This is a genomic window from Pseudomonas sp. DY-1, from assembly GCF_003626975.1.
Lineage (GTDB): Bacteria > Pseudomonadota > Gammaproteobacteria > Pseudomonadales > Pseudomonadaceae > Metapseudomonas.
Genome location: NZ_CP032616.1, coordinates 5,401,132 through 5,414,350, shown reverse-complemented (window position 1 = coordinate 5,414,350; position 13,219 = coordinate 5,401,132). Strand labels below are relative to the sequence as shown.

General features: G+C 63.6%; 16 protein-coding genes. 5 read left to right on the top strand and 11 right to left on the bottom strand.

Features of this window, described 5'->3' with window-relative positions; translation table 11 throughout:
* Positions 1-193: 193 nt before the first annotated feature.
* Positions 194-1,507, top strand: a complete 1,314-nt coding sequence (locus D6Z43_RS25505; protein ID WP_120654772.1) for an MFS transporter — start codon at positions 194-196, stop codon at positions 1,505-1,507.
* Here D6Z43_RS25505 and D6Z43_RS25500 read toward each other — a convergent pair.
* Genes D6Z43_RS25500 through D6Z43_RS25480 form a run of 5 tightly spaced genes read right to left on the bottom strand, consistent with a single transcriptional unit; the run spans position 1,497 to position 4,824 of the window.
* Positions 1,497-2,267 carry an SGNH/GDSL hydrolase family protein gene (locus tag D6Z43_RS25500; protein ID WP_371924286.1) on the bottom strand — a complete coding sequence of 257 codons (771 nt, stop codon included), beginning with the start codon at positions 2,265-2,267 and terminating at the stop codon, positions 1,497-1,499. The genes D6Z43_RS25505 and D6Z43_RS25500 overlap by 11 nt on opposite strands.
* Complete coding sequence (gene purT, locus D6Z43_RS25495) at positions 2,267-3,448, bottom strand: formate-dependent phosphoribosylglycinamide formyltransferase (RefSeq protein WP_120654770.1); 1,182 nt, start codon at positions 3,446-3,448, stop codon at positions 2,267-2,269. The genes D6Z43_RS25500 and purT overlap by 1 nt, the downstream gene beginning before the upstream one ends.
* Positions 3,449-3,466: 18 nt before the next feature.
* On the bottom strand, positions 3,467-3,676 hold the full coding sequence (locus D6Z43_RS25490) for a DUF1289 domain-containing protein (protein ID WP_162945874.1): 210 nt from the start codon (positions 3,674-3,676) through the stop codon (positions 3,467-3,469).
* On the bottom strand, positions 3,676-4,200 hold the full coding sequence (locus tag D6Z43_RS25485; protein ID WP_120654768.1) for a gamma carbonic anhydrase family protein: 525 nt from the start codon (positions 4,198-4,200) through the stop codon (positions 3,676-3,678). The genes D6Z43_RS25490 and D6Z43_RS25485 overlap by 1 nt, the downstream gene beginning before the upstream one ends.
* A 21-nt stretch (positions 4,201-4,221) precedes the next feature.
* A complete protein-coding gene (locus D6Z43_RS25480) occupies positions 4,222-4,824 on the bottom strand; it encodes a CoA pyrophosphatase (RefSeq protein WP_120654767.1) in 603 nt (200 codons plus the stop codon).
* A 169-nt stretch (positions 4,825-4,993) separates the two neighbouring features.
* Here D6Z43_RS25480 and D6Z43_RS25475 point away from each other — a divergent pair, with 169 nt between their 5' ends.
* Positions 4,994-5,548 (top strand): NUDIX hydrolase, encoded by a 555-nt coding sequence (locus D6Z43_RS25475; RefSeq protein ID WP_120654766.1) that lies wholly within the window; start codon positions 4,994-4,996, stop codon positions 5,546-5,548.
* Between the two features lie 43 nt (positions 5,549-5,591).
* Positions 5,592-6,095, top strand: a complete 504-nt coding sequence (locus D6Z43_RS25470) for a murein L,D-transpeptidase family protein (protein ID WP_120654765.1) — start codon at positions 5,592-5,594, stop codon at positions 6,093-6,095.
* A gap of 103 nt (positions 6,096-6,198) precedes the next feature.
* On the opposite strand, the gene D6Z43_RS25465 is transcribed toward D6Z43_RS25470, so the two are convergent.
* From D6Z43_RS25465 to D6Z43_RS25455, 3 genes are all read right to left on the bottom strand, one after another.
* Positions 6,199-6,558: a PilZ domain-containing protein gene (locus D6Z43_RS25465; protein WP_077526741.1), complete on the bottom strand. Its 360-nt coding sequence runs from the start codon at positions 6,556-6,558 to the stop codon at positions 6,199-6,201.
* A 60-nt stretch (positions 6,559-6,618) separates the two neighbouring features.
* Positions 6,619-7,041: a DUF4124 domain-containing protein gene (locus D6Z43_RS25460; RefSeq protein WP_120654764.1), complete on the bottom strand. Its 423-nt coding sequence runs from the start codon at positions 7,039-7,041 to the stop codon at positions 6,619-6,621.
* A gap of 83 nt (positions 7,042-7,124) precedes the next feature.
* Positions 7,125-7,496 (bottom strand): tol-pal system YbgF family protein, encoded by a 372-nt coding sequence (locus D6Z43_RS25455; RefSeq protein ID WP_120654763.1) that lies wholly within the window; start codon positions 7,494-7,496, stop codon positions 7,125-7,127.
* A 169-nt stretch (positions 7,497-7,665) separates the two neighbouring features.
* On the opposite strand from D6Z43_RS25455, the gene D6Z43_RS25450 reads away from it, so the two are divergent.
* Both D6Z43_RS25450 and pyk read left to right on the top strand, forming a co-directional pair.
* Positions 7,666-8,469 (top strand): tetratricopeptide repeat protein, encoded by an 804-nt coding sequence (locus D6Z43_RS25450; RefSeq protein ID WP_120654762.1) that lies wholly within the window; start codon positions 7,666-7,668, stop codon positions 8,467-8,469.
* A gap of 110 nt (positions 8,470-8,579) precedes the next feature.
* Positions 8,580-10,031 (top strand): pyruvate kinase, encoded by a 1,452-nt coding sequence (gene pyk / locus D6Z43_RS25445; protein ID WP_120654761.1) that lies wholly within the window; start codon positions 8,580-8,582, stop codon positions 10,029-10,031.
* Positions 10,032-10,141: 110 nt separating this feature from the next.
* Here pyk and D6Z43_RS25440 read toward each other — a convergent pair whose 3' ends face one another.
* The 3 genes from D6Z43_RS25440 to D6Z43_RS25430 are packed head-to-tail and all read right to left on the bottom strand — an operon-like array spanning position 10,142 to position 13,009.
* On the bottom strand, positions 10,142-10,915 hold the full coding sequence (locus D6Z43_RS25440) for an enoyl-CoA hydratase (protein WP_120654760.1): 774 nt from the start codon (positions 10,913-10,915) through the stop codon (positions 10,142-10,144).
* 32 nt (positions 10,916-10,947) lie between these two features.
* The gene (locus D6Z43_RS25435) at positions 10,948-11,889 is read right to left on the bottom strand and encodes an iron-sulfur-binding ferredoxin reductase (RefSeq protein WP_120654759.1); all 942 of its coding nucleotides are present in this window, start codon (positions 11,887-11,889) and stop codon (positions 10,948-10,950) included.
* Positions 11,882-13,009, bottom strand: a complete 1,128-nt coding sequence (locus tag D6Z43_RS25430) for a diguanylate cyclase (RefSeq protein ID WP_120654758.1) — start codon at positions 13,007-13,009, stop codon at positions 11,882-11,884. The genes D6Z43_RS25435 and D6Z43_RS25430 overlap by 8 nt, the downstream gene beginning before the upstream one ends.
* Between the last annotated feature and the right edge of the window lie 210 nt (positions 13,010-13,219).

The window sequence follows — 13,219 nt, the reverse complement described above, 5'->3', positions numbered from 1 at the left end:
CCACCCGCGACGCCGCGCCACCGGCCGCACTCTGCGACCACCTGAGAACCATCCGCCGCGGCCACCCGCCTGCAGCCCGGGATTCGATGGCGACACAGCGCCATCAGCCCATCCCTCAGCGATCGCCAGCTCCAGAGACCCGCCGGGCATCCCGCAAGGAGCACGTCCGGCCCATGCAAAGGGATATCCACAGATGACCAGCGCCGCCCTAAGCGACACCCCGGGCACCCAACCGGCCAACTCCCCGGTGCGGGTAGCGACCGCCAGCTTCATCGGCACCGCCATCGAGTTCTATGATTTCTATGTCTATGCCACCGCCGCCGCGCTGGTGATTGGTCCGGTGTTCTTTCCGCAGACCTCCAGCACCGCGCAGATGCTTTCGGCCTTCCTCACCTTCGGCATAGCCTTCCTCGCCCGCCCGCTGGGCTCGGCGCTGTTCGGCCATTTCGGCGATCGCATCGGGCGCAAGTCCACCCTGGTCGCCTCGCTGCTGCTGATGGGCGTGTCCACCACCCTGATCGGCGTACTACCCGGTTACGAGAGCATCGGTGCCTGGGCGCCCATCCTGTTGTGCCTGCTGCGTTTCGGCCAAGGCCTCGGGCTGGGTGGCGAATGGGGTGGTGCGGCGTTACTCGCCACGGAAAACGCTCCGCCCGGGAAACGAGCCTGGTATGGCATGTTCCCACAACTCGGCCCATCCATCGGCTTCCTCGCCGCCAACGGTCTGTTCCTCGGTCTGGCCATGGAGCTCGATGACGAGCAGTTCCGCAGCTGGGGCTGGCGCATTCCCTTCCTGCTCAGCGCCGTGCTGGTAGTAGTCGGCCTCTATGTGCGGCTGAAGCTGGAAGAAACGCCGGTCTTCGCCCAAGCCATGGCCCGCCAGGAGAAATCCCGCGTGCCACTGCTGGACACCTTCTCCGGACACTGGCGGCCCCTGCTTCTCGGCGCCCTGGCCATGGTGGTGTGCTACGCACTGTTCTACATCTCCACGGTCTTCTCCCTGAGCTACGGGGTGTCCACCCTGGGCTACAGCCGCGAGACCTTCCTCGCCCTGCTCTGCTTTGCAGTGCTCTTCATGGCCCTCGCGACGCCGATATCCGCCTGGCTCAGCGATCGTTTCGGGCGCAAGCCGGTGCTGATCGGCGGCACGCTACTGGCGATCCTCTCCGGATTCACCATGGAACCCCTGCTGACCCAGGGCTCGGCCTACGGCGTGGCGCTGTTCCTCTGCATCGAGCTGTTCCTGATGGGCGTGACCTTCGCACCCATGGGAGCATTGCTGCCGGAGCTGTTTCCAACTCGCGTGCGCTACACCGGCGCTTCGGCGGCCTACAACCTGGGGGGCATAGTCGGCGCCTCGGTGGCACCCTTCTTCGCACAGAAGCTGGTCGCCATGGGTGGCCTGAGCTGGGTCGGGGGCTATGTGTCGATAGCGGCAGTAATCAGCCTGCTGGCCGTCCTCTGCCTGAAGGAAACCCGCGACAGCGACCTCAGCCTCACACGCTAAGGTCGAGCGCCAGGCCCTCCGCCTCCGGAGACGGTTGGGCCGAGGCGACGAACCAGTCCGCCAGTGACTCGCCCCAGACGCGATAACCAAGTGCGGAAGGATGGTAGCCATCCAACGCCAGAAACTCCGGGCGCATTTCCAGACTGGTGGCACAACAGACCAGCCCCTCACGCTCAGCCAACGCTCGCAGTTGACGGTCCAGCAGCCTGGCCCGCCAGCCGAGCAACTGGCGCAACAGCCAGGGCAATGCAGTGAAATGCTGCAGCGGCGGCACGCCGGCCAGGGCGACTTGCGCGCCACGCTCTACGAAATGCCGAGCCATCCCATTCAGGGCCTCCTGCCAACTACGGCTGGAGCTGAAATGAGTGGTGTCGTTGACGCCGAAGACCAGCAGCACCAGATCAACGGGTTCATCTGCCGCTTGCGGCAGCAAGCGCTTCAGGGCCTCGCCGGCGGTGATGCCATTCTCGCCGCAGGCACGCCAGGCCACAGGGCGCCGCAGGCGCAAGGCCAGAGCGGCTGCCAGCTGACCAGCCAGGGCGAAGTCCAGGCAGGACGCGCCGACACCGGCGACGGTGGATTCACCAATCAATAAAAGCCGGAGGGGATCGCCTTGCAGCTCGCTTCCGGCAAGCCCGCGCTCCGAGCCAGCGGCCGGTGCCAGGCGCAGGGCGGTGCGACGAGTGTGCATGGCCATGGGCAGTGCTAAGGGTAACAGCGGCAACGCCGCTACCCACCAGCACAGCGTGGCCAGGCGCATCACAGCTTGATGTCGACCGCCTGGGCGGACCGGGTCGCCTTGGCCCGCGCCAAGTCGGTGGACTCGTCCCGCGCCAGGGCAACGCCCATGCGGCGCTGGCCATCCACTTCCGGTTTGCCGAACAGGCGCAGCGCGGTATCCGGCTCGCTGAGCGCAGCGCCCAGATTGCCGAAGCTGACCTGGCTGGACTTGCCCTCGACCAGGATCACCGCCGAAGCGGACGGCCCCATCTGGCGAATAGCCGGGATCGGCAGGCCAAGAATGGCTCGCGCGTGCAGGGCGAATTCGGACAAGTCCTGGGAAATCAGGGTCACCAGGCCGGTATCGTGGGGACGCGGCGAAACCTCGCTGAACCACACCTGGTCGCCCTTGATGAACAGTTCGACGCCGAACAGGCCTCGGCCACCCAGGGCTTCGGTCACTAGCTGGGCAATACGCTCCGACTCGGCCAGGGCCTTCGGATTCATGGCCTGGGGCTGCCAGGATTCGTGGTAGTCGCCCTTCACCTGGCGATGGCCGATAGGCGCGCAGAAGCTGGTACCGCCGATGTGGCGCACGGTGAGCAGGGTTATCTCGTACTCGAAGTCGATGAAACCTTCGACGATGACCCGCCCTTTGCCGGCGCGGCCACCTTCCTGGGCGTAGTCCCAGGCGGCCTTCAGATCTGCGTCGGATTTGAGCACTGACTGGCCTTTACCGGAGGAACTCATGATCGGCTTGACCACGCAGGGATAGCCGACGCTGGCCACTGCCGCGCTGTAATCCTCGAAGGTATCGGCGAAATGATAGGGCGAGGTGGGCACGCCCAGTTCCTCGGCGGCGAGACGGCGGATACCTTCCCGGTTCATCGTCAACTGGGCCGCACGGGCGGTGGGCACCACGGTGAAGCCTTCGGCCTCCAGTTCGACCAGAGTCGCGGTGGCGATGGCCTCGATCTCCGGCACGATGTAATGCGGCTTCTCCTGCTCGATCACTGCGCGCAGGGCAGCACCGTCAAGCATGCTGATGACGTGGCTGCGGTGGGCCACCTGCATGGCCGGTGCATCGGCATAACGGTCAACGGCGATCACTTCACAGCCGAGGCGCTGCAGTTCGATCACCACCTCCTTGCCGAGTTCGCCGGAGCCACACAGCAGCACACGGGTCGCGCTGGGCGACAAGGGGGTTCCAATACGGGACATGTCGTTTCCTCGGGGGAGTCAAGAAGCCTGGGGCGGAGTGCTGATGAACTGGCCGCTGGCCTTGGCGCGCTCGAAGCAGCGGGCCAGGACTTCGCGGCGCTCGGCATTGTCCATGCGGCCCCAGCGGGTGATTTCGTCGGCGCTGCGTTGGCAGCCGCCGCAGATGTCATGGTCGTCCAGCACGCAGACTTGCACGCAGGGGGAGCGGACGGGGCGTTCGGCGTCCATCAGTCGTCCTGCTCGGCCAGATCGCGGGCGTAGCGCTGGGCATTGTGTACGTAGTGGGCGGCACTGGCTTCGAGCATCTTCTTCTGTTGCTCGGTCAGCTCGCGCACCACCTTGCCGGGAGCGCCCATGACGAGCGAACCATCGGGAATTTCCTTGCCTTCGGGGATCAGTGCGTTAGCGCCGATGATGCAGTACTTGCCGATCTTCGCGCCGTTGAGCACCACGGCGTTGATGCCGATGAGACTGAAATCACCCACCGAACAGCCGTGCAGCATGGCGTTGTGGCCGATGGTGACGGAGCGGCCGATGTTCAGCGGATAGCCCATATCGGTGTGCATCACCGTGCCATCCTGGACGTTACTGTTCTCACCGATGTGGATCAGCTCGTTGTCACCGCGCAGCACGGCGCCGAACCAGATGCTGGCACCGGCATCCAGGCGCACCTTGCCCACCAGGGTGGCATTAGGTGCGACCCAGCTCTCGGGATGGGTTTCGACCTGGGAGGTTCCAAGGCGGTATTTCATCAGGCGCTCCTCAAACGGGGCTTATTTGAGTTTTATGAAGCTCGCGGGGGCGCGAGTCATATCGATTCCAGCGTCATAGACCAGGTTGACCAGTTCGATGACCATGATCGCCGTCAGGCCCCAGATCTTGTATTCGCCGTACTGATAGCTGGGTACGTACCAGCTGCGGCCGAGGTAGTCGATGCGGTGGGTCACCTGTCGCGGATCGTCGCGAAAGAACACGAGCGGCACGCTGAAGACCGAGTCGATCTCCCCATCGTTGGCCTTGTACTGGACGAAGTCCGGAACCAGCCCGACATAAGGTGTGACCTTTATGCCATGGCGGGAAACCAGGGGGCTGAGCGGGCCGATGACCTCCACCAGCCCTGGTGGCAGGCCCACTTCTTCCTCCGCTTCGCGCAGGGCGGTGTGGATCAGGTCCGCATCCTCGGGGTCGCGACGACCGCCGGGAAAGGCCACCTCGCCGCCATGGGTCGACAGGCCACTGGCGCGCAACGTCAGGACAAGCTCAGGCTCGTCGCTGCGAGTGATAGGCACCAGTACCGCCGCTTCGGGGAAGTCGTGATCGGTTTCCAGGGTTCTCGGGGAGTAGTTCTGCACACGACGGAGCAGGTCATCCAGCATGGATTTTCTCGTTGTTCTCGACTGCCGGGCATCATGGCATGAACCTGTGGGACGCCCAAGTCCCACGCCGACAGGTCGCACCATTCACCACCTTTGGTTTGCCCGGTACGTCGCTTGCCGTGCGACACCGTGCCGCGCCAAGATGAGCTCCTGCCCCCGAGGAACCACGATGAAATACTGCAGCCAGTGCGGCGGCCCGATCGCCCAGCGCATCCCCGACGGAGACAACCGCCTGCGCTACGTGTGCGACAGTTGCCACACGATCCACTACCAGAACCCGCGCATCGTCGCCGGCTGCCTGCCGGTTTGGGGCGAGCAGGTACTGCTCTGCCGCCGCGCCATCGACCCGCGCAAGGGCTACTGGACCCTTCCCGCCGGCTTCATGGAGAACGGCGAGACCATGGAGCAGGCCGCCGCCCGCGAAACACTCGAAGAAGCCTGCGCGCGGGTGAGCAATCTCAGCCTTTACACGCTGTTCGACCTGCCGCACATCAGCCAGGTGTACACCTTCTTCCGCGCCGAACTGGTCGATCTGAACTTCGCCGCCGGTGACGAAAGCCTGGAAGTGCGCCTCTTCCTCGAACAGGATATTCCCTGGTCGGAGCTGGCTTTTCCGACCGTGGGCCGTACCTTAGAATGCTACTTCGCCGACCGCACCGGGCAGGTCTTCCCGGTGCGCAACGAGCCGCTCGCGCCGTTGCGGGCCTACTACAAAAAAGCCTGACCGCTATATCTGCTTACTTGAACACTGTGGGGTTGTTGTGCCGATGCGCTGGTTGCTAGTCGTACTTTCCATGAGCCTTGCCGCTCTCGCCCAAGCGAGCACTACGCCGACTATGGGTGAAAAATCCATCGACAAGGTCCTGGTGGTGAAATCGGAGCGCAAGCTGCTACTGATGAATCGCGGCGACATTCTCAAGTCCTACCGCATCTCCCTTGGCAAGCAACCGCTTGGCCCCAAGCTGCGTGAAGGAGACCAGCGCACTCCCGAGGGCTTCTATTGGATCGACTGGCGAAAGACCAGCGACAAATTCAACCTGGCCATGCACATCTCCTACCCCAACGCCCGCGACGCCGCCAAGGCACGGGACAAGGGCGTGCCGCCGGGCGGCATGATCATGATCCACGGCACCCCGCTCGATGAGGAATACCCCGAGTGGTACTTCCACAGCCTGGACTGGACCGAAGGCTGCATCGCCATGAAGAACTCTGACATGCGCGAAATCTGGAGCCTGGTGAAAGATGGCACGCTGATCGAAATCCGCCCCTGAGTCGATCTGCTGCGAAAAAGGCGCCAAATGGCGCCTTTTTTATTTTCCATTGCACGAATCAGGGAAAGTTCGAAGCAGGCTGGCAACCTTTTTTCAGGCAGACTCAGGCCGAGGCGGCCAAAGGACGAAAGCTGAAATAGAAACGCAGGGCATCGATCAGGTCGGCATACTCCGACGGCGGCGCAACCAGCGAGAAGCCGGAATCGTAATGCCCGGGAGTCACGTCCTCATGGCACCACTGGCAGGTGGCATAGAAATCGATGAAGTGCAGCTGCCCATCCTTGCCCGGAATCTTCAGCTGCATGTCGAAGCGCGCGCCCACCAGCATGGGCAGCTGACTGATCAGCATCAGGCCGTCCATCGAAACATTGCCCAGGTAACCCATGGGCTTGTCGGTGATGCGATTGAACACCTTCAGGTAATAAGGCAACTGATGGCGTTCGATATGGCGCTTGGTCGGCATGATATCAAATCGCTATTGGTGGCACTTCAGTATGAACTCGTTGTAACCCCAGACCAACCTTCAATTGCAATCGCGGGAGATGTTCTCGCCGAGCTTGCGATGGAAGGTTTCGATCTCTTCATCAGTGTAGTACTGACGTTCGCCACGCTCGTCGACCCGGTAAAACGGGCCGCCGCGACTTAGCTGGTCCTGCTGCGAACGCAACTGGCCGCACCTTCTCTGCTGCTTCTCCCGAGCCTCCGTGGCCTGGTCAGCTGCAGCGGCCTTTTCCTGGCGGCGCGCATCGAAGAATTTCGCGGTGCGCGCCTCGCGCTCACGAGTCGCCTGGTCACGCTCCACCACCTGGGGCTTCACCGAGACCGGCTCGGCTCCCTCCCCGGGCGTCTCGCTGAAATGCACCTGTCCCTGGGCATCAGTCCAGCGATAGATCTCTGCACCGGCGATGGCCGGAACCAGCAACAGGCAGCACAGCAGGTGGCGCATTCCAGGGTTCCTCGGATTGACGCACAGCTTAGCCCCGGCCGAACGCAGCTCAAGCTGACAACGACCGACGGCCGGGTTACGGGTCAGAGCGGTGTGGCGCTGGCGCGGGCAGCGCTGCCGCCAAGGTGGCCGAGCTGCTCCAGGGTCTCCAAGCGGGCCTTGGCCCGATAGGCGTACTCGCTGGTGGGATAGCGGGCGATGATGAACTGGTAAGTCTGCGCTGCATCGACGAACAGTCTCTGGCGCTCCAGGCACTGGCCGCGCAACAGAGAGATTTCCGGTTGCAGGTACTGGCGGGACCGGCTTTTGCGCTCTGCCTTGGACAGCTCGAGCATCACATCCTCGCAATCCCCCTTCTCGTAGGAGCGGTAGGCGCTGTTCAGGTGATGGTCGAGGGACCAGCGGGTGCAACCGCCCACGGCCACCAACAGGGTCAGGATGATCAGGGTTCTCATGGGTAATTCCTCCGTCCCACGGGATATCGGCTGGGAGCGCCGCTTCTTCAGGCCGTTGGGCGAACGAGAAGTGCAAAGCATAACCTCCGATTGGTCCTGCTGGCGCGCGACTCGGAGGGCAAGCGGCCACTGCTAGACTGCGGAAGTCGCCCAAGGACACGCTCCCGCCATGCACTCCACGCGCCCCACCCTTCTCGCCCTGTGCCTGCTACTGGGCGCCTGCTCGCCCACCACTCCGCTATTCATTGCCCAGGTCACCACCAACGAGGTGGTGGAGTACAAGACCATGAAAAGCAATCGGATGGCCGCGGCAGTAGAGGAAGAAGGCGATCTGCTGACCTACAGCGCCATGGCCATCCGCGACGCGAAGAGTCCGGAGGCGGAAGAGCTGTATCTGGTCGGCTACCGCGACGACAAGTTCAGCGACGACGTACGCGCCATCAGCCTCTACCAGATCGGCCTGATCTATATGAGCCGTTACAACGAGCAGCGCAACGATGCCAAGGCGCTGGGCTACCTGGAGCGGGTGCTCGACGAATTTCCCAGCAGCCGCGCGGCTCAACGCGCCGAAGCGCGCATTCTGGTCATTCGCCAGCGGGCCGGGGAGCCAGTGCAGAAGACGTCCCGCGAACTCCTCGCCACCTGGCAGCCAAGCAACAACCTCGATCTCTACAAGCCGGGACTGGATCCGGACATGACCCTGCTTTCACGCCGGGCAGTACTCAAGGACCGCGTGGCCGAAGCCGAGGAGCTCTACCTGCTGGCACTGTCCGACGCCCACGTACAGCCTGACATCAAGGAGAAGGCGCTCTATCAACTGGGCCTGATGTACCTGGCGCCGGACAATCCCCACGCCAGTCGCGACAAGGCCATTGGCTATTTCCGCCGGCTACTGGTGCAGTTCCCCGACAGCGACCTGGCCAGCAAGGCTTCGCAGCACCTCGACCAGGCCCTCAATCAGAGTCGTCCGTAGCGCCGCCCAGCGGCCCACCTGAAACAATTCAGCGGGTAGTGCAAAGGAACAATGACTACAGTTTTCTCGCGTAGTAGCCTCGCGCTCTGCTTGAAAAATGGAGTCTTCGCATGCCTTTTCGCCGTACCAAAATCGTCGCCACCCTCGGCCCGGCCAGCAACTCCCCGGAGGTCCTGGAGCAACTGATCGTCGCGGGGCTGAACGTCGCCCGCCTGAACTTCTCCCACGGTAGCCCCGAGGAACACAAGGCACGCGCCCGCCTGGTCCGCGAACTGGCCGCCAAGCACGGCCGTTTCGTCGCGCTGCTCGGCGACCTGCAAGGCCCGAAGATCCGCATCGCCAAGTTCGCCAACAAACGCATCGAACTGAAGGAAGGCGACAGCTTCCGCTTCTCCGTCACCCATCCGCGTGACGCCGGCGACCAGGAAGTGGTGGGCATCGACTACCCGGACCTGATCAAGGATTGCGGCGTCGGCGACGAGCTGCTGCTGGACGACGGTCGCGTGGTGATGCGCGTCGTCGCCACCACCGCTGACGAACTGCATTGCACCGTGCTGATCGGCGGTCCGCTGTCCGACCACAAGGGCATCAACCGTCGCGGCGGCGGCCTGACTGCACCGGCGCTGACCGCCAAGGACAAGGCCGACATCAAGCTGGCCGCGGAAATGGAACTGGATTACCTGGCCGTCTCGTTCCCCCGTGACGCCGCAGACATGGAGCTGGCCCGCCGCCTGCGCGACGAAGCCGGTGGCAAGGCCTGGCTGGTGGCCAAGATCGAACGCGCCGAAGCCGTGGCCGACGACGAGGCCCTCGACGGCCTGATCCGCGCCAGCGACGCCGTCATGGTGGCCCGTGGCGACCTCGGCGTGGAAATTGGCGACGCCGAACTGGTGGGTATCCAGAAGAAGATCATCCTGCATGCCCGCCGCTACAACAAAGCCGTGATCACCGCGACCCAGATGATGGAGTCGATGATCCACAGCCCGATGCCGACCCGCGCCGAAGTTTCGGACGTAGCCAACGCCGTGCTCGACTACACCGACGCCGTGATGCTTTCGGCCGAAAGCGCCGCTGGCGAGTACCCGGTCGAGGCCGTGCAAGCCATGGCGCGTATTTGCCAGGGCGCCGAGAAGCACCCGGATACCCGCCGCTCCCACCACCGCATCGGTCAGACCTTCGACCGCTGCGACGAGAGCATTGCCTTGGCGTCGATGTACACCGCCAACCACTTCCCAGGTATCAAGGCCATCATTTGCCTGACTGAAAGCGGCTACACACCGTTGATCATGTCGCGCATCCGCTCCTCGGTGCCGATCTTCGCCTACTCGCCTCACCGCGAGACCCAGGCCCGCGTGGCGCTGTTCCGTGGCGTGGAGACCATCCCCTTCGACGCCGCCGCACTGCCCCCGGAGAAGGTCAGCCAGATGGCCGTGGACGAACTGCTGCAACGCGGCGTGGTGACCAAGGGTGACTGGGTGATCCTGACCAAGGGTGACAGCTACACCACCCAGGGCGGCACCAACACCATGAAGATCCTCCACGTCGGCGACCTGCTGGTCTGACCTGGCCTGGAACGAAAAAAGCCGCCCTTCGGGGCGGCTTTTGGCTTTCTTGTAGGGGCGAATTCATTCGCCCCTACAGCATCGATTCCCCTACAGCGGCTCTCGCAGCCTCATACAAACTTCGAGAAATCCGGCTTGCGTCGCTGGGTGAAGGCCGACAGCGCTTCCACCGCCTCAGGCGAACGCAGGCGCTGGCTGAACATCTCGCCCTCTTCCGCGATCACCCGGCGCAACTCTTCGCGGCCCGGCGCCTGCATCAGGCGCTTGCTCACCGCCAGTGCCGAGGGCGCCAGGTCGAGGAATCGCAGTGCGGCCTCGCGGGCGCGGGCCAGAGTCGCAGCCCCATTTTCCAGTGCAGCGTTGGCGATACCCCAGCTGGCAGCCTGCTCACCCGTGAAGCCTTCACCCAAAAGCAGCAACTCCGACGCCTTCGCGTGACCGAGCAGACGCGGCAGGATCAAGCTGGAACCGAATTCGGGGCAGAGGCCAAGGCTGACGAATGGCATCTTCAGCTTGGCATCGCAGCTCACGAAGACCAGATCGCAATGCAGCAACAAGGTTGTGCCAATGCCTACCGCCGGACCACTTACCGCCGCCACCACAGGCTTGGGAAAGTCGAACAGCGCGCGCATGAACTGGAACACCGGGCTGCCCATCCCGCTCGGCGGTTCCTGCAGAAAGTCCACGATGTCGTTGCCGCTGGTGAAGCACTCCTCGCTGCCGGTGATCAGCACGACACGTACGCCAGCATCGTTTCGCGCGGCGTCCAGCACTTCGGCCATGCCGCTGTACATGGCACGGGTCAGGGCATTCTTCTTGTCCGGACGGTTCATCCGCAGCGTCAGCAGGCCCTGTTCGCGCTCGACCAGAATGTGCTCGCTCATGGCAAATCCTCGATGGGTGTTGGCCCGCGACTTCAGGCTTCGCGGGTCAGGAAGGTATCGGCCAGCAACTGATTGCGGGGCAGGCCGGCCAGGTACAGCCGGCGTGCAAACTCTTCGACGCTGGCAGGATGGCCGCAGAGTAAGGCGATGGTCTGGCGGGAAACAAGGCGGAATTGCGCCAAAACCTCTGGCAGCTCGGCCGGGGAGATCAGGCTGACTTCCAGGCCTGGATGGGCTGTGGCCAGCTCGGCAAGGGGGTTGGCAAGGTAGTGGCCCTGGGCGTCATGGGCCAGGTGAATGACGCGCATGGGGCCTTGGTGATGCTGCCGCAAGGCCTCCCTCAGCAGCCCCCAGAGCGGCGCGAGACCGGTGCCCGAAGCGAGGAACAGTAGCGGCCGCGCATCCCAGGATGGATCGTAGTGAAGTGCACCGCCATGGAGTTCGCCCAGGCGCAGCTTCTCGCCCAATGCCAGACGACGAGCCCGATCGCTGAAGAGGCCGGGCTTGCGGCAATCCAGATGAAATTCCAGGCAGTCATCGACACCGGGCAGGCTGGCCAGGGAATAGGGCCGCGCAATACCCTCGTCGTTCCATAGCAGAAGGTGCTGACCCGCGCTGTAGCGCAGAGGTCGCTGCGGCACGAGCCGCAAGCGCAGGACGTCTGGAGCCAACCAGTCGATACCGACGACTTCTGCCTCAAGACCATCACGAGCGGGATCGAAGACCTCCACCACTAGGTCCTGCACTACCAGGCACTGGCAGGACAACCGCCAGCCTTCGGCACGCCGGACACTATCCAGCGCCTCAGGTAGGGCATCAGCCGGTTCTCCAGACAGGCAACGAACCAGGCAGGCGTGGCAACTGCCAGCGCGGCAGCTAAAGGGCACGTTGCAACCGCCGGCATTCAGGGCATCCAGCAAGTTGCTGGCAGGTGCAACGCTCCAGTGTTTTCCGGCAACTTCAAGTTCAGGCACCCTGCCCCTCCCAGGCGGCATCGCAACGGTTACGTCCGCCGCGCTTCGCCCGATAGAGTGCCTGATCCGCACGCTGCAGCGCATCATCCAGATCGTCGCCGGCCGTCAGCAGAGTCATGCCCGCCGACAGACTCAACCGCTCAACCTGCACGCCCACCGGCTCGGCCTGTTCAAAGGCCTGGCGCAGGCGCTCGCAACAAGCGGTAAGGCGGTCTGCATCGCAGTTGGGCAGGAGCAGGACAAACTCCTCGCCGCCGTAGCGCGCAAGCACATCGCCATCACGCAGGCACGCCCGCGCAACGGCGGCGAACGTCTGCAACACCCGATCACCGGCGGCATGGCCATGGACATCATTGATTCGCTTGAAATGGTCCAGGTCGATCAGCGCCAGCCCATGCCGGCGGTTCGGCGTCAGGTTCTCCAGCTCGCGACTGGCCAGGCGTAGGAAATGACGGCGATTGAACAGCCCGGTCAGCTCGTCGGTGGCTACCAGGTCCTCCAACTGACGCATCATTCCACGCAGGGTGTCCTGGTGCGCCTGGAGGGCAAAGCGACGTTGACGCATGCGCTGGCGCAGCGCCTGGACATAGCTGGCGAACAAGCTCAGCCAGACCATCAACACGAACAGCACGCAAACCTGCAACAACGCCAGGGCCGGATCGGGCAAGCGCATCCAGTAGGCTTCAAACAGATTGAGGCCGGCGAAAGCAAAGAAGCCGACTGCCGCGCAGCGGGCGAATACCCGCGGTTTGAGCTGGAATACGCCAAACATCATGATCAGCACATAAACCGCCAGCAGTGTCCCCCTCGCGGTGTCGACCATGGACATCAGCCAAGTGTTCCAGGCCAGCGCCAGCAGCACCTGGGGCTCGGTCAGGCTGGGATCGGAAAAGCGCAGGTTGTGCCCGCTCATGAACAGCCAGAACAGGACGAACTGGGACAGGGCGACGAAGCCGGAGCCGATCAGGGCGGTGCTCGCCGAAACCCGGAACAAGCCACCGATCATCGCGACCCAGCACAAAAGCAGGACCATCGAGTAGGTAGCCACTGCCATACCGAAGCGCTTCAACAGCAAACTCTGCAAGGCTCTATGGCTGACCCGCTGGCTGGATGGGCTCATGGGGCTCCTTCCCGTAATGGCACCATGCCTTCAATGTACGCCTGTGATCACAAATTTCCTAGCCTGTAGGATGTGGCCGACAACCGACCAAGGTCGACTACCGGCGACTGTGCCCGAATGGCACCACGCGCTATACTGCCGCGCCTTTTTTAGCCTCGCGCGCCGGGTCGTGGTCCGGCGCTTCCCTGATGTTCCCTCCAAGAGGAGCGC